The 24,047-nt window shown below is 70.2% G+C and carries 19 protein-coding genes, 1 tRNA gene and 3 pseudogenes; 1 reads left to right on the top strand and 22 read right to left on the bottom strand.

Features of this window, described 5'->3' with window-relative positions; all coding sequences use genetic code 11:
• Window positions 1-10: 10 nt before the first annotated feature.
• From Sfulv_RS20210 to Sfulv_RS20115, 20 genes and pseudogenes are all read right to left on the bottom strand, one after another.
• The gene (locus Sfulv_RS20210) at window positions 11-826 is read right to left on the bottom strand and encodes a F0F1 ATP synthase subunit delta (RefSeq protein WP_173315995.1); all 816 of its coding nucleotides are present in this window, start codon (window positions 824-826) and stop codon (window positions 11-13) included.
• Window positions 823-1,368: a F0F1 ATP synthase subunit B gene (locus Sfulv_RS20205; RefSeq protein ID WP_173315994.1), complete on the bottom strand. Its 546-nt coding sequence runs from the start codon at window positions 1,366-1,368 to the stop codon at window positions 823-825. The genes Sfulv_RS20210 and Sfulv_RS20205 overlap by 4 nt, the downstream gene beginning before the upstream one ends.
• A gap of 39 nt (window positions 1,369-1,407) precedes the next feature.
• On the bottom strand, window positions 1,408-1,632 hold the full coding sequence (atpE, locus tag Sfulv_RS20200; RefSeq protein WP_018521144.1) for an ATP synthase F0 subunit C: 225 nt from the start codon (window positions 1,630-1,632) through the stop codon (window positions 1,408-1,410).
• A gap of 72 nt (window positions 1,633-1,704) precedes the next feature.
• Window positions 1,705-2,526, bottom strand: a complete 822-nt coding sequence (gene atpB, locus Sfulv_RS20195) for a F0F1 ATP synthase subunit A (protein WP_173315993.1) — start codon at window positions 2,524-2,526, stop codon at window positions 1,705-1,707.
• Between the two features lie 225 nt (window positions 2,527-2,751).
• Entirely contained in the window at window positions 2,752-3,189 is a 438-nt protein-coding gene (locus Sfulv_RS20190; RefSeq protein ID WP_173318050.1) for a Cg1360 family ATP-synthase-associated protein, read from the bottom strand.
• Between the two features lie 263 nt (window positions 3,190-3,452).
• Window positions 3,453-4,817 carry an MraY family glycosyltransferase gene (locus Sfulv_RS20185; protein ID WP_173315992.1) on the bottom strand — a complete coding sequence of 455 codons (1,365 nt, stop codon included), beginning with the start codon at window positions 4,815-4,817 and terminating at the stop codon, window positions 3,453-3,455.
• A gap of 84 nt (window positions 4,818-4,901) precedes the next feature.
• Entirely contained in the window at window positions 4,902-6,182 is a 1,281-nt protein-coding gene (gene glyA / locus Sfulv_RS20180) for a serine hydroxymethyltransferase (protein ID WP_173315991.1), read from the bottom strand.
• 107 nt (window positions 6,183-6,289) lie between these two features.
• Window positions 6,290-6,930 (bottom strand): annotated as a pseudogene (locus tag Sfulv_RS20175) (arsenate reductase/protein-tyrosine-phosphatase family protein).
• A complete protein-coding gene (locus Sfulv_RS20170) occupies window positions 6,927-7,574 on the bottom strand; it encodes an L-threonylcarbamoyladenylate synthase (RefSeq protein ID WP_173315990.1) in 648 nt (215 codons plus the stop codon). Before Sfulv_RS20170 ends, Sfulv_RS20175 begins: the two are co-directional and overlap by 4 nt.
• A gap of 64 nt (window positions 7,575-7,638) precedes the next feature.
• Window positions 7,639-8,484: a peptide chain release factor N(5)-glutamine methyltransferase gene (gene prmC, locus Sfulv_RS20165; RefSeq protein ID WP_173315989.1), complete on the bottom strand. Its 846-nt coding sequence runs from the start codon at window positions 8,482-8,484 to the stop codon at window positions 7,639-7,641.
• A 39-nt stretch (window positions 8,485-8,523) separates the two neighbouring features.
• Complete coding sequence (prfA, locus tag Sfulv_RS20160; RefSeq protein ID WP_173315988.1) at window positions 8,524-9,600, bottom strand: peptide chain release factor 1; 1,077 nt, start codon at window positions 9,598-9,600, stop codon at window positions 8,524-8,526.
• Window positions 9,601-9,747: 147 nt separating this feature from the next.
• Window positions 9,748-9,972, bottom strand: coding sequence for a 50S ribosomal protein L31 (gene rpmE, locus Sfulv_RS20155; RefSeq protein WP_173315987.1), 225 nt, complete (start codon window positions 9,970-9,972; stop codon window positions 9,748-9,750).
• Window positions 9,973-10,196: 224 nt separating this feature from the next.
• Window positions 10,197-11,945, bottom strand: a complete 1,749-nt coding sequence (locus Sfulv_RS20150) for a trypsin-like serine protease (protein ID WP_173315986.1) — start codon at window positions 11,943-11,945, stop codon at window positions 10,197-10,199.
• 280 nt (window positions 11,946-12,225) lie between these two features.
• Window positions 12,226-14,307 (bottom strand): transcription termination factor Rho, encoded by a 2,082-nt coding sequence (rho, locus tag Sfulv_RS20145; protein WP_173315985.1) that lies wholly within the window; start codon window positions 14,305-14,307, stop codon window positions 12,226-12,228.
• Window positions 14,308-14,697: 390 nt separating this feature from the next.
• On the bottom strand, window positions 14,698-15,615 hold the full coding sequence (gene thrB, locus Sfulv_RS20140) for a homoserine kinase (RefSeq protein ID WP_173315984.1): 918 nt from the start codon (window positions 15,613-15,615) through the stop codon (window positions 14,698-14,700).
• Window positions 15,616-15,962: 347 nt separating this feature from the next.
• Window positions 15,963-17,032, bottom strand: a pseudogene (thrC, locus tag Sfulv_RS20135) (threonine synthase).
• A 6-nt stretch (window positions 17,033-17,038) separates the two neighbouring features.
• Entirely contained in the window at window positions 17,039-18,349 is a 1,311-nt protein-coding gene (locus Sfulv_RS20130) for a homoserine dehydrogenase (protein ID WP_173315983.1), read from the bottom strand.
• A 96-nt stretch (window positions 18,350-18,445) separates the two neighbouring features.
• On the bottom strand, window positions 18,446-19,837 hold the full coding sequence (gene lysA / locus Sfulv_RS20125) for a diaminopimelate decarboxylase (protein WP_173315982.1): 1,392 nt from the start codon (window positions 19,835-19,837) through the stop codon (window positions 18,446-18,448).
• Window positions 19,838-19,861: 24 nt separating this feature from the next.
• Entirely contained in the window at window positions 19,862-20,923 is a 1,062-nt protein-coding gene (gene nrtL / locus Sfulv_RS20120) for an ArgS-related anticodon-binding protein NrtL (protein WP_173315981.1), read from the bottom strand.
• Between the two features lie 54 nt (window positions 20,924-20,977).
• Entirely contained in the window at window positions 20,978-21,412 is a 435-nt protein-coding gene (locus tag Sfulv_RS20115) for a response regulator (RefSeq protein WP_256669025.1), read from the bottom strand.
• A 186-nt stretch (window positions 21,413-21,598) separates the two neighbouring features.
• Here Sfulv_RS20115 and Sfulv_RS20110 point away from each other — a divergent pair.
• Window positions 21,599-21,670, top strand: a tRNA-Arg gene (locus Sfulv_RS20110).
• Between the two features lie 230 nt (window positions 21,671-21,900).
• Here Sfulv_RS20110 and bla read toward each other — a convergent pair.
• Window positions 21,901-22,853: pseudogene (gene bla, locus Sfulv_RS20105) on the bottom strand (class A beta-lactamase).
• A gap of 200 nt (window positions 22,854-23,053) precedes the next feature.
• Window positions 23,054-24,043 carry a 2OG-Fe(II) oxygenase family protein gene (locus tag Sfulv_RS20100; RefSeq protein ID WP_173315980.1) on the bottom strand — a complete coding sequence of 330 codons (990 nt, stop codon included), beginning with the start codon at window positions 24,041-24,043 and terminating at the stop codon, window positions 23,054-23,056.
• Between the last annotated feature and the right edge of the window lie 4 nt (window positions 24,044-24,047).

The following is a 24,047-nucleotide window of genomic DNA, read 5'->3' as shown; positions in this document are numbered from 1 at the left end:
CTGTGCGCTGTCAGCCGGCCATCCGGCGGGTGACCTCTTCGAGGCGCTCCGCGATCGTGCCGTTGATGACCTCGTCACCGACGCGCACCGAGATCCCGCCGAGGACCGAGGGGTCCACGTCCAGGTTCAGGTGCATCTGCCGGCCGTAGATCTTCGCCAGGGCGGCGCCGAGGCGCTGCTTCTGCCGATCCGACAGCGGTACCGCCGAGGTGACGACGGCGACCATGCGGTCCCGGCGCTCCGCGGCGAGCTTGGACAGGGAGTCGAGTCCCGCTTCCAGGCTACGTCCACGGGGCTGGGTCACGAGGCGCGTGACGACTCGCTCGGTGACCGGCTGCGCCTTGCCGCCGAGCAGGCTGCGGAGCAGCTCGCCCTTGGCGGCGGTGGACGCGGTCCGGCTGGTCAGGGCGGAACGCAGTTCCTTGTCGGAACCAACGATCCGGCCGAACCGGAAGAGCTCGTCCTCGACGTCGTCCAGTGCACCCGCGCGCTGCGCCGCGGTGAGGTCTGCGGTGTTCGCCAGCTCCTCGGCCGAGTCGACCAGGTCACGCGAGTACGACCAGCGGGAACGGACCATGCCGGAGACCAGGTCCACGGCTTCGCCGCCCACCTGACCGCTCAGCAGTCGTCCGGCCAGCTCGGCCTTGGCCTCGCCGCTCTGCGACGGGTCGGTGAGGACCCGGCGCAGCGATACCTCGCGGTGGAGCAGCGCGGTGACGGCTGCCAGCTCCTCGGCGAGCTTCGCCGCGTCGACCGACGTGTTGTCGGTCAGCGCGTCGAGACGCTCACGTGCGGCAGCCAGTGCCTCGCGGCTCGCTCCGTTCATCGGACGGCCTCGGCCTTCGCCTCGAGTTCATCGAGGAAACGGTCGACGGTGCCGCTCTGCCGGGCGTGGTCCTCGAGGGACTCGCCGACGAGCTTGCCGGCCAGGGCGGTGGCGAGCGTGCCCACGTCCTGACGCAGCGCGGAGGACGCGGCCTTGCGGTCGGCCTCGATCTGGGCGTGGCCGGCGGCGACGATCTCTTCGCGCTGCCGCTGACCTTCCGCCCTCATCTCCTGGATGATGACGGCACCCTGCTCCTGCGCCTCCTGGCGCATGCGAGCGGCTTCGTGGCGGGCCTCGGCGAGCTGAGCCTTGTACTGCTCAAGAACGCTCTGGGCCTCGGTCTGGGCCGCATCGGCCTTCTCGATACCGCCTTCGATGGCCTCGCGACGCTCTTCCAGAACCTTGTTGATGTTCGGGAGGAGCTTCTTGGCGAGGAAGCCGAAGACGATGACGAAGGCGATGAGGCCGATGACGAGCTCTGGAATCGGCGGGATGAGGGGATTTTCCATCTCCTCAGCCGCGACCGTAAGCAGCTGGCTCACATCAGTGCCTTTCGTCGGTATGGACTAGTCGCGGTTCGTCTAGTAGACGAACGGCATGACCAGACCGATGAGGGCGAGCGCCTCACAGAAGGCGAAGCCGAGGATCTGGTTGGCGCGGATCAGGCCGGCAGCCTCAGGCTGACGGGCGAGAGCCTGGGTGCCGTTACCGAAGATGATGCCGACGCCGACGCCGGGGCCGATGGCAGCAAGGCCGTAACCGACGGAGCCGAGGTCACCAGTAACGGCAGCAAGGGTCTGGGACATGCCAGTTCTTCCTTCTCTTTACGGACCGGTGGGGGTTGGCCACCGGACGAATCGGGGGTTCAGCGAGGGGGCTCAGTGGTGCTTGGCGAGCGCGCCCTGGATGAAGGTGCAGGTCAGGAGGACGAAGACGTACGCCTGAACAGCCTGGATGAAGAGCTCGAAGGCGGTCATCACGATGACCATCACGAACGAGACGCCGGCGTAGGCGATCCCGATGCCGTTGAGCAGGTACCAGCTGGCGATCGTGAAGAGCAGCAGCAGGGTGTGACCGGCGAACATGTTCGCGAAGAGTCGCACCGCGTGGGTGAACGGGCGGACCAGCAGGTTCGAGAACAGCTCGATGAAGGCGGCCAGGTAGGCGACCGGGCCGAGCGACTTGTCGAAGCCCGTGAAGTTCTTGAACGCGCCGACGAACCCGTGCCGCTTGAACGTCAGGCTCACCCACGTGATGTAGACGAGCCCGGCCAGGACGGCGGGGTACGCGATGATCGACGTCACCGGGAACTGGGCGACCGGGATGATCGACCAGAGGTTCATCATCCAGACGAAGAAGAAGAGCGAGACGACGAAGGGGACGTACCGCTCGCCCTCGCGCTTGCCGATCGTCTCGTAGACGATGCCGCGACGGATGAAGTCGTACCCCATCTCCGCGATCGACTGCAGCTTGCCGGGGACCATCTTGGGCTTGCGGAAGGCCGCCCAGAAGAAGCCGACGATGATGAGCGAGCCGAGGAGCGCCAGCAGCATCGGCTTGTTGAAGTACAAGTTGCTGTGCGGGTCACCCCACAGCGGCTCGAACAGGAACGAGTGCAAGCCGGGTGCCGGGAAACCACAACCGTCGAAGATGTGGCAATCGGTCTCGAAGGCGAGCACCTGTGTCGGGTCAGCACTCACCGCGGGCTCCTTCAGCGTGGCGCATAGGTACGGCAACCTCGTTGTGTCGGCGCGGCGCGCAGCCGCGGTTCGGCACTGGACTGGTGTTACGGATGTGTGAGCGGCAGTCAGGCAATGAGCCTCGCGATCGAGCAGGCGTCAGCTCACATGCCCGCGCCCGCAGTGCCGCAGTTGGAACCGGACGATAGCAGGGTCTCGAACCTGTACTTATTCCGCCCCTACCCTTCACGCCGACGACCCCGTGTTCCTGGGCTTCTCGCCCTGGACGGAGTCGGGTTCGACGTAAAGGATCTTGGCCTTCATGTGCGCACGCGCCTGTGCGCCGATCCATACGAGAGTCGTCGCGACCAGCGTGATCGCGAACGCCTTCGGGTTGAACACCTCGGTGTTCTTGAACGCGGCGACGAAGATGAACAGCAGCAGGAGCTGCGCCGTGTACAGCATCAGCCCCATCGCCTGGAACAGGTGCGGGAGGGACCTGGCGGTCCGTTGCAGGACGATCAGCCCGATCCCCATGAAGAGGATCACCACCAGCGTCGCCACGACCGCTCCCACGGCTCCCTTGCCACCGGCGACCACAGCGCTGACCGCGACGGCGACAGCGCCGGCGGCAGCGGTGGGCACGGCGGCCTGGAGGAGAGTCCGGACGTCGTTGGACGGCATGGCGGCAACTCCGCTGTACAGGGGGTGGGCAGTAGGTGTCGTCATGGACGAGCGTATGCCCGGCGCGAGTCGAAGCTCCGCCGACGGACCCTCTTACCAAGGCCCCTCGGCTCTGTCACCGGGTCTCGTGAACGGTATCACAAACTATTTGATGAGGTCTTTACCTGAAAAGTGTGCCCACTGTCACACCTGAGAGTGACCCTGCGCGTTTGCGCGGGACAAAGTGCTGCATTGTGTGCTAATGCGTATCGGTGCCCGAGACGTCAACGCGATGAATCAGCCCTGCGCCGGTCGTGCGTACGTCCTCGGGAGCCGAGCGCTGTCGCCCCGTTGACACCGGAGACCCCGACCGCCACAGCGGTCCTCTCCCCGGGCTCCGGAGCCGTCTCCTGGTCCTCCTGCCCCTGTTGACCGGAGGCGGCCGGCTCCTGCGGCGGGGCGGCGTGCCTGCGGCGCCGGTAGCGCGGCGGTACGAAGGAGTCGGCCCAGTCCGGGGTGCGGGGCGTGAAGCGGGGCATCAGCAGCAGGACCAGGCCCACCGCGCTCGCCCCCATGATCGTGAGCACGATCCACATGGACGCCGAGTGGACCGAGTACCCGACCGCGCCGAAGGCGATCAGCGCGGACCAGAAGTACATGATCATGACGGCCCGGCTGTGCGAGTGCCCGATCTCCAGCAGCCGGTGGTGCAGGTGGCCGCGGTCGGCCGCGAACGGCGACTGCCCGTTCCAGGTCCGCCGCACGATGGCCAGCACCAGGTCGGCGGCCGGGATCGCGATGATCGTCAGCGGCAGGAGCAGCGGGATGAAGACCGGCAGCATCGCGTGGGTGGCCTGCCGCTCGCTGCCCTCGAACAGCTTCATCGTGTCCGGGTCGACCTGTCCGGTGACGGAGATCGCGCCCGCGGCGAGGACCAGGCCGATCAGCATCGATCCCGAGTCGCCCATGAAGATCCGGGCGGGGTGCATGTTGTGCGGCAGGAAGCCGAGGCACATGCCCATCAGGATCGCCGCGAAGAGCGTCGCGGGGGCGGCCGCCTCGATCCCGTACCCGTACCAGAGCCGGTAGGTGTAGAGGAAGAACGCGGCGGACGCGATGCACACCATGCCCGCCGCCAGGCCGTCCAGGCCGTCCACGAAGTTGACCGCGTTGATGGTGATGACGACCAGCGCGACCGTGAGCAGGGTGCCCTGCCACTGGGTGAGGGCGACCGTGCCCACGCCGGGGATCGGCAGCCACAGGACGGTCAGGCCCTGGATGACCATGACGGCGGCGGCGATCATCTGCCCGCCGAGCTTGATCAGCGCGTCGAGTTCGAACTTGTCGTCCAGCACGCCGATCAGCCAGATCAGTGCCGCGCCGGAGAGCAACGCCCGTGGCTCGTTGGACAGTTCGAAGACATCCGTGAGGTTGTTCAGGTGGGCGGCGACGATCAGCCCCGCGCACAGTCCGCCGAACATGGCGATGCCACCGAGCCGGGGTGTCGGTTCCCGGTGTACGTCACGCGCACGGATCGCGGGCATGGCCCCGATCGCGATGGCGAACTTACGCACGGGCCCGGTCAGCAGATAGGTAACCGCAGCCGTGACACAGAGCGTCAGCAGGTAGTCACGCAAGGTCTGCCCCACAGAAGTCGCCGGCCATCTCAGCCCCACACCCTAGCCTCAAGGACAAGGACTCCACGGTACGGGAGACGGTTGCATCCGCTTCGCCTACCCCTGATAGGGCGGATTCCTCTCCGTGAGTTCCCGCACGTCCGCCAGCAGGCGGCCGGCGTCCCCGGCCTCCCGGACCGCCGCGCCGAAGAGCACCGCGATCCGCGCCATGTCGGCTTCACCCATGCCCTGGGTGGTGACGGCGGCCGTGCCCAGCCTGATGCCCCGGGCGTCGCCGTAGGGCAGGGCGCAGGTGTCCAGGACCATGCCCGCCGCCGCCAGCCGCTCGCGGGCGGTACGGCCGTCGACCCCCAGCGGAGCGGGGTCCGCGACGATCAGATGGGTGTCGGTGCCGTCGGTGGTGACGTCGAAGCCCTCTGCCTCAAGGCCGCGGGCGAGTGCCCGCGCGTGGGCGACCACCTGGTGGGCGTAGAGCGCGAACGCGGGGGTCGCCGCCTCGCCGAAGGCGACGGCCTTGGCCGCGACCGTGTGCATCTGGGCGCCGCCCTGGGTGAACGGGAACACCGCCCGGTCGATCCGCTCCGCCAGCTCCGGTCCGCACAGGATCATGCCGCCGCGCGGTCCTCGCAGCACCTTGTGCGTGGTCGCGCAGACGACGTCCGCGTACGGTACGGGGCTGGGCGCCGCTCCCCCGGCGATCAGTCCCATCGGATGGGCGGCGTCGACGATCAGGTAGGCGCCGACCTCGTCGGCGATCTCCCGGAACAGTTCGTAGTCGGGGTGCCTGGGGTACGCGATGGAACCGCAGACGATCGCCTTGGGCCGCCTGGCCCGGGCCAGCGCGCGGAGCTGGGCGTAGTCGATGAGCCCGCTGTCGGGGTCCACGCCGTAGCCCACGAACTCGAACCAGCGGCCGGAGAAGTTGGCGGGCGAGCCGTGGGTGAGGTGCCCGCCGTACGGGAGCCCCATGGCCAGCACCGTGTCACCCGGGCGCAGCAGGGCGGCGTAGGCAGCGAGGACGGCCGAGGAGCCGGAGTGCGGCTGGACGTTGGCGTGCTCGGCGCCGAAGAGCGCGGTGGCCCGCTGGATCGCGATGCGTTCGGCGGCGTCCGCCTGCTCGCAGCCGCCGTGGTGGCGGGCGCCGGGGTAGCCCTCGGCGTACTTGTTGGCGAGCGGGGAGCCGAGCGCGGCGAGGACCGCGGGCGAGGTGAAGTTCTCGGCGGCGATCAGCTGGAGGGTGCCCGCCTGCCGGTTCGCCTCCCCCAGCAGCACGTCGGCGATCTCCGGGTCCTGCCGGAGCAGGGCGCCGAAGTCCTGCGGGAGGGCTGGGCGCGAGCGGGACACGGGGGCGGGTGCGGCTGGAGTGGTGACCGGCATCTGACGGCTCCGGGCCTGGGGAGGGGTGGGCTCTCAGACCAATGTAGGCCCGCGCGTGCGCCGCTGCCCGCTGCCGGACGCCCCGGTACGCCGGTCGGCGCACACCGTCAGTGCGTGGTCTGCACGCCTGTCAGCGCGGTGACGACGGGGTCCAGGGCCTGGTTGATCTCGTCGCCGACGGAGCGGAAGAACGTGATCGGGGCGCCGTAGGGGTCGTACACCTCGTCCGCCTCGGCGGTGGGGGCCAGCAGCCAGCCGCGCAGGGCCGCCGCGGCGCGCACCAGGGCGCGGGCGCGCTCGACGACGCCCTCGTCGCGCGGGTCCGGGAGGGTGGCGGGGTCTATGGCCCGCACCAGCCGGGTGAACTCCTTGAGGGTGAACGTCCGCAGCCCCGCCGAATGACCCATGGAGATCACCTGGGCCCGGTGGTCGCGGGTGGCGGTCAGGACCAGGTCGGCGCGGATCACGTGCTCGTCGAGCAGTTCGCGGCCCACGAAGCCGGTGGCGTCGGCGCCGAAGTCGGCGAGGACGATCTCGGCGTTGGCCTCCATGGGGGCTCCTTCGTGCCCCAGGTGCCCGCGCTCTCCACGATCAGGCCGCCGCTGAGCGGATCGCCGAGGCGGTCCACCAGGGCATGGCGGGTCAGCCGCTCGGTGATCGGCGAGCGGCAGACGTTGCCTGTGCTGACGTGGAGAATGCGGAAAGCGTCGGTCCGCCCCGCTATGCCACGCCCCTCAGGGGCGGTCAATTGGCCACCTCGAGGTCGGGTACCACCTTGCGGAGCTCCTCCACGGAGAGCGCGCCGGCGCGCAGCAGGACAGGAATCCTGCCCGTGACGTCGACGATGGAGGACGGCACGATGCCGGGCGTCGGACCGCCGTCGAGGTAGACGGAGACGGAGTCGCCCAGCATCTCCTGGGCGGCGTCGCAGTCCTCGGGCGAGGGGTGTCCGGTGAGGTTGGCGCTGGAGACGGCCATCGGGCCGACCTCGGTGAGCAGCTCGATGGCCACCGGGTGCAGGGGCATCCGGATGGCGACGGTGCCCCGGGTGTCGCCGAGGTCCCACTGGAGCGAGGGCTGGTGCTTGGCGACCAGGGTGAGCGCCCCGGGCCAGAACGCGTCGACGAGCTCCCACGCCTGCTCGGAGAAGTCCGTGACCAGGCCGTGCAGGGTGTTCGGGGAGCCGATCAGCACGGGCGTCGGCATGTTGCGCCCGCGCCCCTTGGCGTCGAGCAGATCCTTGACGCCTTCGGTACTGAAGGCGTCGGCACCGATCCCGTACACGGTGTCGGTGGGCAGCACGACCAGTTCGCCGCGGCGGACGGCGGACGCGGCCTCACGCAGGCCGGTCGTACGGTCGGTCGCGTCGTTGCAGTCGTATCGCCGTGCCATCAGCCGGCCTCCTCAAGCATGTACGGGTGGGGCGGGTTCGGGTGGTGCGGGTCCGGACCGCCGGTCACGGCATGGCCTTGCGGGCCGTCGCGAACCGGGGCCGGTTGTTCAGGTCGGGGTGGTCGGCCGCGTCGGCCCAGCCCCGTTCCTCGGTGAAGATCCACGGCACCTGGCCGCCCTGGGTGTCGGCGTGCTCGACGACGACGAGGCCGCCGGGCCGCAGGAGCCGGTGCGCGGTGCGTTCGATGGACCGGATGAGGTCGAGGCCGTCCTCGCCGGAGAAGAGGGCCATCTCCGGATCGTGGTCACGGGCCTCGGGCGCCACGTACTCCCACTCGGTGAGCGGGATGTACGGGGGGTTGGAGATGACCAGGTCGACCTGGCCGTCGAGCTCGGGAAGGGCCGTCGCGGCGTCTCCCCGGTGGATGGTGACCCTGGACCCCTCGGCGTTCTTCCTGGTCCATGTGAGGGCGTCCTCGGACAGCTCCACGCCGTGCACGCGCGAGCGCGGCACCTCCTGCGCCATCGCGAGGGCGATGGCGCCCGATCCCGTGCAGAGATCGACGATGAGCGGTTCGACGACGTCCATCGCGCGGACCGCGTCTATGGCCCAGCCGACGACGGACTCGGTCTCCGGGCGGGGGACGAAGACGCCCGGCCCCACCTGGAGCTCCAGATAGCGGAAGAAGGCGCGGCCGGTGATGTGCTGGAGGGGTTCGCGGGCCTCACGGCGGGCGATGGTCTCCCAGTACCGGGCGTCGAAGTCCCGGTCCGGCACGCTGTGCAGTTCGCCCCGCTTGACCCCGTGCACGGAGGCGGCGAGTTCCTCGGCGTCGAATCGCGGTGAGGGGACACCGGCGTCGGCCAGCCGCTGGGTGGCCTGGGCCACCTCGGCGAGCAGCAGGTTCATCGCGGATCTCCGTACGGGGTCACGGGCGGGGCGGGCGGGTTACGCGTTGGCGAGCTTGGCGGCCGAATCGGCGTCGACGCATGCCTGGATCACGGCGTCGAGCTCACCGTCGAGCACCTGGTCCAAGTTGTACGCCTTGAAGCCGACGCGGTGGTCCGAGATCCGGTTTTCCGGGAAGTTGTACGTGCGGATCTTCTCGGACCGGTCGACGGTTCGCACCTGGCTCCGGCGGACGTCGGAGGCTTCCTGCTCGGCCGCCTCCTGCGCCGCGGCGAGGAGGCGGGAGCGCAGGATGCGCATGGCCTGCTCCTTGTTCTGGAGCTGGCTCTTCTCGTTCTGGCAGGAGGCGACGACACCGGTCGGCAGGTGCGTGATGCGGACCGCTGAGTCGGTGGTGTTGACGGACTGGCCGCCGGGACCCGAGGAGCGGTAGACGTCGATACGCAGGTCGTTGGCGTGGATCTCGACGTCGACCTCCTCGGCCTCGGGGGTGACGAGCACGCCCGCGGCCGAGGTGTGGATGCGGCCCTGGGACTCGGTGGAGGGCACGCGCTGCACGCGGTGCACGCCGCCCTCGTACTTCATCCGGGCCCAGACGCCCTGGCCGGGCTCGGTCGCGCCGTTGCCGCCCTTGGTCTTGACGGCGACCTGGACGTCCTTGTAGCCCCCGAGCTCGGACTCGGTGGAGTCGATGATCTCGGTCTTCCAGCCGACGCGCTCGGCGTAGCGCAGGTACATGCGCAGCAGGTCGCCGGCGAACAGGGCGGACTCGTCGCCGCCCGCGCCCGCCTTGATCTCCAGGAGCACGTCCTTGTCGTCGCTGGGGTCGCGCGGGACCAGGAGGAGGCGGAGCTTCTCGGTGAGTGCTTCGCGCTGCTTCTCCAGGTCCTTCACCTCCGCGACGAAGTCCGGGTCGTCGGCGGCGAACTCACGAGCGGTCTCGATGTCGTCACCGGTGCGCTTCCAGGACAGGTACGTGGAGACGATCGGGGTCAGCTCCGCGTAGCGCTTGTTGAGCTTGCGCGCGTTGGCCTGGTCCGCGTGGACCGACGGGTCGGCGAGCTTCTTCTCAAGATCGGCGTGTTCACCGATCAGTTCCTCGACCGCCTCGAACATCGGGGGCTCCTGGTTGGTTACGTGGACGGGCCTGCACAGGGCGTGCCGTCCGGGGCTCCGAGAGCGGTCCCCGGACGTCCGGCCGGAAAAAACGCCGGCCCCGGCGCCCCCGTGAACGAGGGCGTCGGGTACCGGCGCTGTGGCTCGCTACTTGCTGGCGGAGCCTGCGGCCTTGCCGAAGCGGGCCTCGAAGCGGGCCACGCGGCCACCGGTGTCGAGGATCTTCTGCTTGCCCGTGTAGAACGGGTGGCACTCGGAGCAGACGTCGGCGCGGATGGCGCCGTTGCCGAGGGTGCTCCGGGTGGTGAACGACGCACCGCAGGTACAGCTGACCTGGGTCTCGACGTACTCGGGGTGAATGTCGCGCTTCAAGGTGTCTCCTAGTTTCGGGAGGGCTCCGGGTCGTCCGCGCGGATTGCGCGTCCGTGAACCGGGGCCGACGTACCAGTCTGCCAGGACTGGGCGTATCTCCCAAAACCGGGGGCGGGCCCCAGGTATTCCCGGCCCTGCGGAACGGGAGCGCACCCTCACGCGAGGAACCCCCCGCGTGAGGGGACGCGGGGGGCTCCTCGCTCAGAACTGCTGCCGGCCTGTGATCAGCCGAACAGGTTGTAGCTCGACGCTCCGGAGCCCAGAAGCTTCCGGGCGCCGAAGATGCCGCTGTCCGCCCGGCCCGTGCCCGGGTAGAGGTACAGCTCGCCGGATTTCACCCGGACGATGATGTCCGCGATGCCGTCGCCGCTGAAGTCGCCCGTGGTGACGAGGGCGTTGGCGACGTCCCAGGTCCGGACGAGGACCTTGGCGGCGAACGGGGCGCTCGCCTTGCCCGTCCCCTTGAAGAGGTAGAGCTTGCCGCCGCTGCCGAGGGCGAGGATGTCGGCCTTGCCGTCGTTGGTGAAGTCGCCGCTGCCCCGGACCATGGAGTAGCTGAGACCGCCGCCGCCGATCTTGCTGCGGGTGGCGAACGAGCCGTTGCCCTTGCCGGGGTAGAGCCAGAAGGAGCCGGCGGAGTCCGTCGACAGGACGTCGGGGTGGCCGTCACCGGTCAGGTCGCCGGGCGCCAGGATCTGCTTGCGGGAGCCCCAGCCGGTGGCGATCCGCTTGGACTGCCACTCCTGCGCCGTCGGGTCGAACCAGTCCCAGTAGAGGCTGCCGTCGCCCGCGCGTATGAGCAGGTCCTGGTAGTCGTCCCGGTTGAGGTCCGTCTGGAGCAGGACGTTGATGCCGCTCCCGTTGCCGAAGTCGCCCTTCGTCATGCCGCTGCCGGTCGAGGTGAACCGGTACAGCGTGTTGGTCGACGCCTTGCGGGCCAGCAGGTCCGCGCGGTGGTCCCAGTTCAGGTTGGTGTCGTACGCCCGCGCGTTGATCGCCGGGACGTAGGTGCTCACCTTGGCGAAGACGCTGTACGCGCCCTCTCCGACACAGTCCGTGATGCCCCAGGACACGATGCCGACCAGCTTGCCGCCGACCACCAGCGGGCCGCCGGAGTCACCGTTGCAGGCACCGGTCGTCTCGGCGTCGGTCGCGCCGGTCTTGCCCGCGCAGACCATGTGACCGGCCTTGAACCAGCTGTCGTAGGAGTCGGCGCACGCCGCGTCCGAGACGATCGGCAGGGTCGCCGAACGCAGGGTCGTGGAGATCCCGCTCTCGGTCGAGCTCGTGCGGCCCCAGCCGTAGACCCTGGCCTGGGTTCCGGCCGCGTACAGAGCCGTGTCCGTCTTGGACATCACGGGCAGCGGCTTGACGGCGGTCGGCCTGTCGAGCGTGAGCACCGCGATGTCGTTGTCGGCCGCGCCGTCGTTGTCCTTGTACAGCGGGTGGGTCCACTGACGGTAGGCCCAGTTCACGTCCCCGCTGCCGGTCGTCTCCGTGGAGCCGGCTCCGGTGACGACGGTGCCGTACGCGGCCCAGTCGAAGCCCTTGACGCAGTGCGCGGCCGTGGCGATCTTGGTGGGCGCGATCACCACGCCACCGCAGAAGAAGCCCTCGTTGCCGTCGTGGTACCAGAGCTGCGTCATCCACGGGGCGTTGGAGATCGAGGTCTCCGTGCCGCCGATGACCATCGGGGCCGGGCCCGGGTCGTCCGTGGCGTTGAGCTTGGAGGGTGCGAGGGTCTTGCGGTCCGCCTGCGCCGCGGCGGCCACGCGCTCGCGCAGTTCGGCGTCCGCGGGCGCGGTCGGCCGCTCGGCTGCGGTCGCCGTCGGGAGGGCCGGAGCCGGCTCCTCGGCCTGGGAGCTGGACATCGTGAGCCCCGTGCCCACAAGGGCGAGGACGGTGACAGCCACAGCCGGAACGGCGAGCTTGAACCGGCGCGAGTGCCGGCCGCCTCTGGTGCGTATGTGCACGCGGCAATCCTTCGTATCGGAACCGGCGGCACACGAAAGCCCGCCGGATCGTGGAACGGCGGGGGCTCGGCAGAACGACTGCACGCAGCAGGGCAGCACGAAGCAGGGCTCACGCCCTCTGCGGTGCTGCCGGGATGGCCCCCCACCTCAACTGACGCAGATCGTACGCCAATATCAACTAGGGGAGGACGGTGGGGGAACGCGAAATGAATCCGCCCCGTCACCGAGGTGACGGGGCGGATCTCAGGACCAGGTGGACTGTCCCGGTTCGGCTTTCCGGTCAGTCGTTCCCGTTGCCGCTGCCGGGAGTCGTCTTCTGGATCTGCAGAAGGAACTCGGCGTTGGACTGGGTCTTCTTCATACGGTCGAGCAGCAGCTCGATCGCCTGCTGCTGGTCGAGTGCGTGCAGCACCCGGCGCAGCTTCCAGACGACCGCCAACTCGTCGGTGCCCAGGAGGATTTCTTCCTTACGGGTGCTGGACGCGTCGACGTCCACCGCCGGGAAGATGCGCTTGTCCGAGAGCTTCCGGTCGAGCTTGAGCTCCATGTTGCCGGTGCCCTTGAACTCCTCGAAGATCACCTCGTCCATGCGCGAGCCGGTCTCGACGAGCGCGGTGGCCAGGATGGTCAGCGAACCGCCGTCCTCGATGTTGCGCGCGGCACCGAAGAAGCGCTTCGGCGGGTACAGCGCGGTCGAGTCGACACCACCGGACAGGATGCGGCCGGACGCCGGCGCCGCGAGGTTGTACGCACGGCCCAGACGGGTGATCGAGTCGAGCAGGACGACCACGTCGTGACCCAGCTCGACGAGACGCTTCGCGCGCTCGATGGCCAGCTCGGCGACCGTGGTGTGGTCCTCCGCGGGGCGGTCGAAGGTCGAGGAGATGACCTCGCCCTTCACCGACCGCTGCATGTCGGTGACCTCTTCCGGACGCTCGTCGACCAGGACGACCATCAGGTGGCACTCGGGGCTGTTGACCGTGATCGCGTTGGCGATGGCCTGGAGGATCATGGTCTTACCGGTCTTCGGCGGGGCCACGATCAGGCCGCGCTGGCCCTTCCCGATGGGCGCGACCATGTCGATGATCCGCGTCGTCAGGATGTTGGAGTCGGTCTCCAGGCGGAGCCGGTCCTGCGGGTAGAGCGGGGTCAGCTTCTGGAACTCCGGGCGGCCGCGGCCGCTCTCCATGCCGTTGACCGAATCGAGGCGGACCAGCGCGTTGAACTTCTCGCGGCGCTCGCCGTCCTTGGGCTGACGCACCGCGCCCGTCACGTGGTCGCCCTTGCGCAGGCCGCTCTTGCGGACCTGGGCGAGCGAGACGTACACGTCGTTCGGACCGGGCAGGTAGCCGGAGGTCCGGATGAACGCGTAGTTGTCGAGGATGTCCAGGATGCCCGCGACGGGGATCAGGACGTCGTCGTCGGCCACCTGCACGTCGGGCGCGAAGGTGTCCTCACGGCCGCGGCGGCCACGGCGGTCGCGATACCGTCCGCGGCGTCCTCTGCGTCCGCCCTCGTCGTCGAAACCGTCGTCCTGGGGGCCGCCACCCTGCTGGCCCTGGCCGCCCTGGGCCTGGCCCTGGCTCTGGGACTGCCCCTGCGACTGGCCCTGACCCTGGGCCTGGCGCTGCGGACGCTGGCCGCCGCCGCCCTGCTGGCCCTGGTCGTCGCCCTTGCCGCGGCGGTCGCGCTGGCGCTCGCGACGCTCACCGCGGTCGCCACGCTCACCGCGCTGGCCGCGGTCCTGACGGTCGCCGCGGCGGCCCTCGGCGTTCTCGGCGCCGGACTCGGCCCTGGCCTCGCCCTTCGCCTCGCCGCGGTCCTCGCCACGCGACTCGGTCTTCGGCTCGGCCTGCGCCTCCGCCTTGACCTCGGTCTTGGTGTCGGGGCTGCCCGCCTGCGCGGTCGCACGACGCCGACGACGCTCGCCCGTGGGCTGGTCGTCATTGGCCGGCTGACCGGGGATGTCGATCTGCTGCTGGGCCGCGGTCTGGCTCTCGGGCGAGGCGGCGGCCTCGTCCCCGGTGCGCGCCTTGGAGGTGGCGCGCCGCTTCGGCTTGGTCTCGGCGTCCGTACCGGCGGTGGCGGCTACGGCGGCCTTGGAGGCAGTCTTGGGTGCGGAGGAGCCCCCGGCCTGCGCCTCCTTGATGACCTCGATCAGCTGGCTCTTACGCATCCGCGCGGTGCCCCTGATGCCGAGGCCGGACGCGACCTGCTGCAGCTCGGCCAGGACCATGCCGTCGAGGCCGGTGCCGGAGCGGCGGCGCCGTGCGGTGGTGCCAGTGGCAGCACCTTCGGCGGGCGCGGCGCTGTCGACGCTCTTGTCGGCAGTCACGCCCATCAGATCGGTGGTGTCGCTCACGAAGGGTCCTTCCCTGGAGCGGACGTCGGCCTTCTGGCTCGGCGACCGGTTGTGCTGTCCGACTGCGGTCTGTGATCTTCTCGATCGCGGACCGTGCCGGGGCGGTGGTCCGCCGGGTACGGCGGAGAGATGAGATGTGCGGGGTCCGGCGCGAGATCCCCCTGCTCGGCCCACTCCTGGACGTAGCGAGGGGGTGTCGTGCCGGTTCCGGAGCGTGCTCGAAACTGCTCAGGCAGGCTGCTCAGGCAGTTGGGGAGGCTCCCGGAAGAATGGTGGTCCCGGACGGGGACACGAAGCAACGCGCCACAAAGACGTCGATTGCAGACTTGAGGTTAACACTACCGGCTCCAACAAACATTCCCCCTCTCACTCACCGGTAATCACATGTGACTACGGGGCGAGCGGCAGCACGCTCGCGCCCCCGGCGTCGAGTGCGAGCCGGTTCGCGGCCCATCCCTCGCCCGCCAGCCGGGCGACCTTGTCGGCCGAGCCCTCGTCCGTCAGCGCGAGGACCGTGGGGCCCGCGCCGGAGATGACGGCGGGGACGCCGTCACCCCGCAGCCGGTTGACCAGTTCCACGCTCTCCGGCATCGCGGGGGCCCGGTACTCCTGGTGGATCCGGTCCTCGGTGGCGGCGAGCAGGAGCTCAGGACGCCTGGTCAGGGCCTCGACGAGGAGGCCGGCACGACCGGCGTTCGCCGCGGCGTCCACATGCGGGACGGTGCGCGGCAGCAGACCGCGGGCGGTCTCGGTGAGGACGGGCCTCCCGGGTACGAAAACCACCGGAACGACGGAATCCGCAGGGTCCATCCTGATGGCCCTGGCGGCTCCGCCGTCCATCCACGCGAGGGTGAAGCCGCCGAGCAGACAGGCGGCGACGTTGTCCGGGTGGCCCTCGATCTCGGTCGCCAGCTCCAGCAGGGCGGCGTCGTCGAGGCGGGCGTCGCCGCCCGTCGTCACGGCGCGGGCGGCGACGATGCCTGCGCAGATGGCCGCGGAGGACGAGCCGAGGCCCCGGCCGTGCGGGATGCGGTTGGCGCAGACGATCTCCAGGCCGCGGGGCTGCCCGCCGAGCAGGTCGAAGGCGGTGCGCAGAGACCGGACGAGGAGGTGGCGCTCGTCGCGGGGCAGCGTGTCGGCGCCCTCGCCCGCGATGTCGATGTGCAGCCCCGAGTCGGCGACCCGGACCACGACGTCGTCGTACAGCCCCAGTGACAGGCCGAGGGCGTCGAAACCCGGACCCAGATTGGCGCTGGTCGCGGGGGTGCGCACGCGGACGGCGGCAGCTCGGAACGCGGGACCGGCCATCGGCTGGACGACTCTCCTTGTAGGGCGGCGGGGATCGTGGTGCGTGGTTGATCGGCGTACGGGGCGGGCGTCTGTGGGGGTCGTGGCGCGGGTGAGGCGGGTGTCCGGTGGCGGACCCGACGGCCACGACGGCAACCGCGTCGCGTCGATGACGACGGAGCGTGTGGGTACAGCTTATCGAAGGAAGGTTCTGCCGCGACATAGGGCGCACAGGAGGCGCACGATGCGTGTCGCACGTCTCCTATGCGCTTCCCGCCCCGGAAGGGACGGTTGAGCCGGTTCCTGCCGCTGCGCCCCCGTTTGCCCTCGCGGGCTCCGGGCGGCTGCGGACGGCAGGTCCCGGGCTCCTAGACGAGACCCAGCTTCTCCGCGGCGGCGACCGCGTCGACCGGGACCGTGACCGGCTGCGGGGCGCCCGCGACGGCCCAGTCGGGATCCTTGAGGCCGTTGCCCGTGACCGTGCAGACGATCGTCTGGCCGGGGTCGACCTTGCCCTCTCCGGCGGCCTTGAGCAGACCGGCGACCGACGCGGCCGACGCCGGCTCGACGAACACGCCTTCCTGGGAGGCCAGCAAGCGGTAGGCGGACAGAATCTGACGGTCCGTCACCTCGTCGATGAAGCCGCCCGACTCGTCTCGCGCGGCCAGCGCGTACTGCCAGGAGGCCGGGTTGCCGATCCGGATCGCCGTGGCGATGGTCGAGGGGTCCTTGACGACCTCGCCGCGCACGATGGGCGCGGAACCGGACGCCTGGAAGCCCCACATGCGCGGGGTGCGGGCGGCCGTGCCGTCCGCCGCGTACTCGGTGTAACCCTTCCAGTACGCGGTGATGTTGCCCGCGTTGCCCACGGGCAGGACGTGGATGTCCGGGGCGTCGCCCAGCGCGTCGACGATCTCGAACGCCGCGGTCTTCTGCCCCTCGATACGGACCGGGTTGACCGAGTTGACCAGCGCCACCGGGTAGTTGTCCGAGAGCGAGCGGGCCAGGGTGAGGCAGTCGTCGAAGTTGCCGTCGACCTGGAGGATCTTGGCACCGTGCACCAGCGCCTGACCCATCTTGCCGAGCGCGATCTTGCCCCGCGGCACAAGGACTGCGCAGACCATGCCGGCCCGCACCGCGTAGGCGGCGGCGGAGGCGGAGGTGTTGCCGGTGGAGGCGCAGATGACCGCCTTCGCACCCTCCTCCTTGGCGCGGGTGATCGCCATGGTCATGCCCGGTCCTTGAACGACCCGGTGGGGTTGGCGCCCTCCACCTTGAGGTGCACCTCGCAGCCCGTGCGCTCCGAGAGGACCTGGGCGGGTACGAGCGGCGTGCCGCCCTCACGGAGCGTGACGACCGGCGTCGTGCTCGTGACCGGAAGGCGGTCCCGGTACTCCTCGATGATGCCGCGCCACTGGTGGGTGCCCTTGGTGGTCATGGGTCCTTACTCCCCTTCAACACGCATGATGCTGGCGACACCGCGCACGGTGTCCAGCTTGCGCAGCGCCTCGACGGTCGCCGAGAGGGCGGCGTCGGGCGCGCGGTGGGTGACGACGACGAGGGAAGCCTCGCCGCCGGTTTCCTGACTGTCCGGCCGACTCTGCTGGCGGACCGTATCGATGGATACGCCCTGTTCGGCGAAGACCGTCGCGACCTGGGCGAGTACGCCAGGCTTGTCGGCCACGTCGAGACTGATGTGGTAGCGCGTGACGACCTCGCCCATGGGGCTGACCGGCAGGCGCGTGTACGCGGACTCACCGGGGCCGGTGGTCTCGCTGAGCTTGTTGCGGCAGACCGCGACGAGGTCACCGAGGACCGCGGACGCGGTCGGCGGGCCACCGGCGCCGGGCCCGTAGAACATCAGCTGGCCGGCCGCGTCCGCCTCGATGAACACCGCGTTGTACGCCTCGCGCACGGAGGCCAGCGGATGGCTGAGCGGGATCATCGCGGGATGCACGCGGGCGGTGACGGAGTTGCCGTCGGCGGCGCGCTCGCAGATGGCGAGGAGCTTGACGGTGCAGCCCATCCGGCGGGCGGAGGCGATGTCCGCCGCGGTCACCTCGGTGATGCCCTCGCGGTGCACCTCACCGATCCTGACCCGGGTGTGGAAGGCGATCCCGGCGAGGATCGCGGCCTTCGCCGCGGCGTCGAAGCCCTCGACGTCGGCGGTCGGGTCGGCCTCGGCGTACCCGAGGGCGGTGGCCTCGTCGAGCGCCTCGGAGTAACCGGCCCCGCTCGTGTCCATCCTGTCGAGGATGAAGTTGGTCGTGCCGTTGACGATGCCCAGGACGCGGTTGACCTTGTCGCCCGCGAGGGACTCGCGCAGCGGGCGTACGAGCGGGATGGCGCCCGCGACGGCCGCCTCGTAGTAGAGATCCCTGCCCTGGCTCTCCGCGGCGGCGTGGAGCGCGGCGCCGTCCTCGGCGAGCAGCGCCTTGTTGGCCGACACCACGCTCGCGCCGTGCTCGAAGGCGGTCGTGATCAGCGTCCTGGCGGGCTCGATGCCTCCGATGACCTCGATGACCACGTCGATGTCACCCCGTTTGACCAGGGCGGTCGCGTCGGTGGTGATCAGTGCGGGGTCGATGCCCTCCCGCACCTTGGAGGGCCGGCGGACGGCGACACCGGCGAGTTCCACCGGTGCGCCGATGCGCGCGGCGAGGTCGTCGGCGTGCGTCGTCATGATGCGCGCCACCTCTGAGCCGACCACTCCGCAGCCCAGCAGCGCCACCTTCAGCGGACGCGTACGCATCATCCGACCTCGTCTCTCATCCGTGCTCATGTGTGGACCAGTCTCACTCACCGGACGGGAGTTTCTGCCACCCGTCCGGATCCTGAGATAACTATTTCATCAGCCGACATCGAGGGACAGAAGATCTTCCTCTGTCTCCCGCCGGACGATCACGCGCGCCTCTCCGTCCCGCACGGCGACGACCGGCGGGCGCAGGGAGTGGTTGTAGTTGCTCGCCATGGAGCGGCAGTACGCGCCGGTGGCGGGTACGGCGATCAGGTCGCCGGGGGCCAGGTCGGCCGGGAGGAACGCGTCCTTGACCACGATGTCGCCGCTCTCGCAGTGCTTGCCGACGACACGCACGAGCATCGGCTCGGCGTCGGATGTGCGGGAGACGAGCGCGACGCTGTACTCGGCGTCGTAGAGCGCGGTGCGGATGTTGTCCGACATGCCGCCGTCGACGCTCACGTAGGTACGGAGCCCTTCGAGGGGCTTGATGGTGCCGACCTCGTACAGCGTGAAGGCGGTGGGCCCGACGATGGCGCGGCCCGGCTCCACGGAGATCCGCGGGGTGGCGAGCCCGGACGCCTCGCACTCGCGGGTGACGATGTCGCTGAGCGCCTTGGCGATCTCGTGCGGCTCGCGGGGGTCGTCGTCGGAGGTGTAGGCGATGCCGAGCCCGCCGCCGAGGTCGATCTCGGGGAGTTCCACGCCGTGCTCGTCGCGGACCTCGGCGAGGAGCTGCACCACACGGCGCGCGGAGACCTCGAACCCCGCCATGTCGAAGATCTGCGAGCCGATGTGCGAGTGGATGCCGATGAGTTCGAGGCTGTCGAGGGTGAGGGTCCTGCGGACGGCCTCCGCGGCCTGTCCCCCGGCCAGCGCGATGCCGAACTTCTGGTCCTCGTGGGCGGTGGCGATGAACTCGTGGGTGTGCGCCTCGACGCCGACGGTCACCCGGATCTGGACGCGCTGGCGCCTGCCGAGGCGCTGGGCGGCCCCGGCGACCCGGACGATCTCCTGGAAGGAGTCGAGCACGATCCGTCCGACGCCGAGGCCGACCGCCCGCTCGATCTCGGCCAGGCTCTTGTTGTTGCCGTGGAAGGCGATGCGCTCGGCGGGCATGCCGGCGTCGAGCGCGGTGGTCAGTTCGCCGCCGGAGCAGACGTCGAGGTTCAGCCCTTCCTCCTGGAGCCAGCGCACGACGGCGCGTGAGAGGAACGCCTTGCCCGCGTAGAACACGTCGGCGTCGCCTCCGAAGGCGTCGGACCAGGCACGGCACCTGGCACGGAAGTCGCTCTCGTCGAGGAAGTAGGCCGGGGTGCCGAACTCCTCGGCCAGCCGGGCCACCCCGATCCCGCCCACGGTGAGCGCGCCGTCCGCGTCGCGGGTGACGGTACGGGACCAGACCTTCTCGTCCAGGGCGTTCAGGTCGGCGGGCGGCGCCGCGTAGTGCCCTTCGTGGAGGACATCGGCGTGACGGGGTCCGGCGGGGTGGGCGGATCGGCTCATCGTGGTGTTCTGCTCTCTCGGGTCTCAGAGGTGTCGGGGCGCGCTGATGCCGAGCAGATGCAGGCCGCCTGCCAGCACCGTCCCGGCGGCTTCGGCAAGGGCCAGCCGGGAACGGTGGGCGGCCGAGGGTTTCTCGTCGCCGACGGGGAGCGGGGAGCGGAGGTCGTGGAAGTCGAAGAAGGCGTGCGCCACCGCTTCGAGGTGCCGGGCGATCCGGTCGGGCGCGTGGTGGCGGGCGGCCGACGCGAGAACGGCGGGGTGGTCGGCGAGAGCGGCGTGGAGCGCGGGCGCCTCGACGTCCTCCTCGTACGCGCCGGAGAACCCGAGCCGGGCGGAGCCCCGGGTGAGCGCGCGGGCGCGGGCGTGCGCGTAACGGACGAGGAAGTACGGATTGGGCTCCCGCTGTACGAGGAGGTCCTCGCCGAGCGGGGCACGGTCATGACCGGCGGGCCGGAGCAGTCCCCAGCGGGCGGCGTCCGGTCCGAGCGCGGCGACCAGTTCGCCGGCCGTCCTTCCGGCGGGTACGGGGCGGAGCTCGACGCTCCCGGCGGCCCCGTCGTACGGGCCGGGCCGGACCCCCAGGTGCTCCCACCCGGGGTCGGGGGTGCCGGCGCAGCCGACGAGCACCTGGCCGCCCTGGGTGCGCAGCAGGCGCGACACGGCCTCGGCGGTCACCGCCGCCCGGACCTCGCACCCGTGGTGCAGCCGGTGGACCCGTCCCGCCTCGGCGGTCACGTGTCCGTACCGCAGCCCCTTCTCCCGTACCTCACCGACGAGGGCGAGGCGGGCGGCGGCGTCGGCGCGGGCGTCGAGCGTGAAGCTCAGGAAGCCGGGCCCGGTGATCTCGACCCGCCCGATCCCGGGCGTACCGGCGACCCGGTCCCGCAGAATCCGCGCCACCTCCCGGGGCGGCAGCGCGGCGGGACCGGCCAGCTGGAGGGCGACGGCGCAGGCGTAGTCGCCGCTGCCGCCGGGCCTGGTCCTCTCCATCCGCACGCGCGCGGGCACGGGCGCGCGCAAGGCGTCCTCGTCGACCGCGCGCCGCACGGCGTGCAGCACGGTTCGGGAGAGCTCTGCCGGGGTCACGGGACAAGCGTATGGGAGGAGGGGGGCACTCCGCGAACCGGTTTCGCCATGCGGTCAGCCCGCCGGGCTGCCCGCCCGCCCGGCACCGTGTCTGCCGTCGACCGACGGCGGGTCCTGCGGGTGCATCAGCCGCCGGACCATCCGCACCAGCGCGCTGGGCTCGAACGGCTTGGCCAGAAAGGCGTCCACCCCCGCGGCCACGCCCGCGTCGACCTCGTACGGCGTGCAGGCACTGACGATCGCGACAGGCAGATGGCTCGTCCGCGCGTCGGCCCGCAGCCGGGCCGCGGTCTGCACTCCGTCGAGCCGGGGCATCACCACGTCGAGCGTGATCACATCCGGACAGACCCTGTGCACCAGATCCAGACACTCGGCACCATCGGCCGCGGTCACGACCTCGAAGCCCTCCAGCTCGAGATTGACCCTGATCAACTGCCGGATGACCTTGCTGTCGTCGACAACAAGCACCCGGCCGGACGCGCCAGACACTCTCCGAGAGTAGGTCCGCCGGAAGGGCCGCGTCCGGGTTTTGCCCACTTCCGACTGCGGGGCAGAAGCCGCGGGGACACGCGCGTCAGCCACACGTACGGCATCCGGCGAGCCGTGAATACCTGTTCACGGACAGCCCGCGGAAGCTGGTAGGGTTTCACTCGTCGCCGCACAACACAGCGACACGCCCCCGTAGCTCAGGGGATAGAGCATCGGCCTCCGGAGCCGGGTGCGCAGGTTCGAATCCTGCCGGGGGCACCGGACATTTAGGCCCTGACCAGCGGAAACGCTGGTCAGGGCCTTTCTTGTGCATACCGAAGCACACACGGCCTACTTGGCGGTGACCAGTCCCGCCAGCCCCTCCGACCAGAGGAGGATGGCGCAGGCTGTGCGGTGGCCGGGACCGTCCCGTGGGTATCCGGGTGCGCCTCGCGGACCGAGGGCAGGCGCCCGGGCGTACGGCGGAGGCCGCTGTCCGACCCGTCCGTTCAGGACAGGGTGTCCGCGACCAGGGAGGCCGCCTGGGCGATCAGTCTGTCGTCGTAGCCCGTGTCCGGCTTCCTGCTGTTCGACATGATCGCCACGACGATCGGTGCGGCGTCCGGCCGCCAGACCACCGCGATGTCGTTGCGGACGCCGTAGGTGCTGCCCGCTCCCGCGCGGTTGCCGACCACCCAGGTCTTCGGCATTCCGGCCTTGATGAGGGCGCCGCCCGTCGTGCTGCCGCGGAGCCATTTCGCGAGCTGGGCGCGTTCCGGCTTGCCCAGGGTGTCGCCGACGGCGAAGGCGCGCAGGTCGTCGGCGAGGGCGCGCGGGGTGCTCGTGTCCTGGGTGGCTCCCGGGGACCACTGGTTGAGCTGGGTCTCGCGGCGGTCCATCCGGGTGACGTCGTCGCCGATCTCCTCCAGGGCCGCGTCCAGCCCCCGGGGCCGCCCAGCTGGTCGAAGAGGAGGTTGGCCGCGGTGTTGTCGCCGTACCGTATGGCCGCGTCGCACAGCGCGCCGAGGGTCATGCCGGTGCCGACGTGCTTCTCGGTGACCTGGGAGCGGGGCACCAGGTCGTTCCCGGAGTACCTGACGACCCGGTCCATGCCGCTCAGGGAGTACTTGCGCAGGACCGCGCCGGCGGCCAGGGCCTTGAACGTGGATGCGTAGGCGAACCGCTCGCCGTCGTTGTGGGCCACCTCGCGTCCGGTGCCGGTGTCGACGGCGTAGACGCCGAGCCGGGCTTCGAACCTGCGCTCAAGTGCGTCGAAGCGACGTTTCAGTGCCCGGGCCTCGGCGGCGGGCAGGGGTCTGGCGGCCTCGCTGGGGCGCGTCGGTTCGCTCGTCGCGCTGGACGCGGGCCGGGGAGCGGCCGGGTCGGACGCCTGCCCGCAGGCCGTCACCGAGAGCAGGGCCAGCGCGGCGAGAGCGGCGCGCAGGGCACGGGATTGCTGCATGTCCAAACCTCCGGGCCCGCGCACGCGGGGCGCACACGATGGAGTCATGATCGGGACCATCCTCGCCCGGGGTACCGATGTGGTCAAACACCCTCAGGTCCGGCCCTGTCGCGGACGGCGGGAGGGCGGTGCGGCCATGACGGCGCGACGGCCCGCCGGGTCACCGGCGGGCCGTCGCGGGAGGTCCGGAGGGTTCACCCTCAGGTCTGGCCGTTCTTGACGATCAGTGACCGCAGCCCTTGCTGGAGGTACTCCCCGTACGAGACGGCCTGGTTCGTCTCCTTGCCCTGCGCGCCCTCCGGCCAGAAGGGTTCGAGCAGGCTGTCGTGGCCCGCGTTGAGGAAGAAGGGCAGGGAGAGCCGTTCCGCGTTGACGAACTTCACGCGGTGGTTCGGGGCCGGGAAGTAGTCGTGGGTGAGGTGGCCCATGTACGTACCGCAGTTCACCAGGAAGTTGTCCTTCGACGTCGGCAGGTCCCGCCAGCCGTCGACCGTCTCGACCTGGAGGTTCTGCACCTGGGTCTGGTAGAGCACGGTGATCATCGAGACGTCCAGATGGTCCTCGAAGCTCAGCTTCATGCCGTCCGGGCCGGTCTTCACCGGCGGGTAGTCCTCCAGGTAGGGGTAGCGGATCATCGATACGGAGGACAGGGTGTCCTCCTCCGCGAGTGCGGCGTCGAAGAAGTTCTCCGGCTTCCCGAGCGCGAGGGCGAGCCCGCGCATGATCACCGTGGAGAGTTCGAGCATCTGGGCGAAGTACTTCTCGCCGAAGGGGCGGAAGCGGGGGTGGCGGTCCTCGTCGGGCCAGATGTTCACCTCGTGCATCGGGGTCCCCGAGGCGATCATCGGGTGGTCCTCGTTGAAGAGCGGGTTCAGGTAGCAGAAGGACTCGACCGCCTTCTTGCCCTTGACCGCCTTGTAGTAGCCGTTGCGCACGTGCGGGTTGTCCTTGTTGTACGCGTTGATCGCCAGGTCGTGCTTCTCCTGGTCGGTCATGGTCCGGTGGAACTCGTTGACCACGTCCTGGAGCAGTTGTACGTCCACTCCGTGGTGGGACGCGTAGAAGAAACCCGACCCCCGGCACGCCTTGTTGATCTGCTGGGCGACGTGCTTCTTGGCGTCCGCGTCGTCACCGAACAGCGGCGAGATGTCGATGGTCGGCACTTCGGCCGACGGCATGAGAACTGGCATGGGA

It is taken from the genome of Streptomyces fulvorobeus (assembly GCF_013167895.1).
Classification (GTDB): domain Bacteria; phylum Actinomycetota; class Actinomycetes; order Streptomycetales; family Streptomycetaceae; genus Streptomyces; species Streptomyces fulvorobeus.
Note: the sequence above shows the minus strand (reverse complement) of the source record. Positions and strands in the feature narration are given on the sequence as shown.

Coding starts and splice junctions, on each gene's coding strand:
- Sfulv_RS20210 (WP_173315995.1), bottom strand. CDS start 826: ATGAACGGAGCGAGCCGCGAGGCACTGGCTGCCGCACGTGAGCGTCTC.
- atpE (WP_018521144.1), bottom strand. CDS start 1,632: ATGTCCCAGACCCTTGCTGCCGTTACTGGTGACCTCGGCTCCGTCGGT.
- Sfulv_RS20190 (WP_173318050.1), bottom strand. CDS start 3,189: ATGCCGTCCAACGACGTCCGGACTCTCCTCCAGGCCGCCGTGCCCACC.
- glyA (WP_173315991.1), bottom strand. CDS start 6,182: ATGCCGGTCACCACTCCAGCCGCACCCGCCCCCGTGTCCCGCTCGCGC.
- Sfulv_RS20170 (WP_173315990.1), bottom strand. CDS start 7,574: ATGGCACGGCGATACGACTGCAACGACGCGACCGACCGTACGACCGGC.
- prmC (WP_173315989.1), bottom strand. CDS start 8,484: ATGAACCTGCTGCTCGCCGAGGTGGCCCAGGCCACCCAGCGGCTGGCC.
- prfA (WP_173315988.1), bottom strand. CDS start 9,600: ATGTTCGAGGCGGTCGAGGAACTGATCGGTGAACACGCCGATCTTGAG.
- thrB (WP_173315984.1), bottom strand. CDS start 15,615: ATGGCCGGTCCCGCGTTCCGAGCTGCCGCCGTCCGCGTGCGCACCCCC.
- Sfulv_RS20130 (WP_173315983.1), bottom strand. CDS start 18,349: ATGATGCGTACGCGTCCGCTGAAGGTGGCGCTGCTGGGCTGCGGAGTG.
- lysA (WP_173315982.1), bottom strand. CDS start 19,837: ATGAGCCGATCCGCCCACCCCGCCGGACCCCGTCACGCCGATGTCCTC.
- Sfulv_RS20100 (WP_173315980.1), bottom strand. CDS start 24,043: ATGCCAGTTCTCATGCCGTCGGCCGAAGTGCCGACCATCGACATCTCG.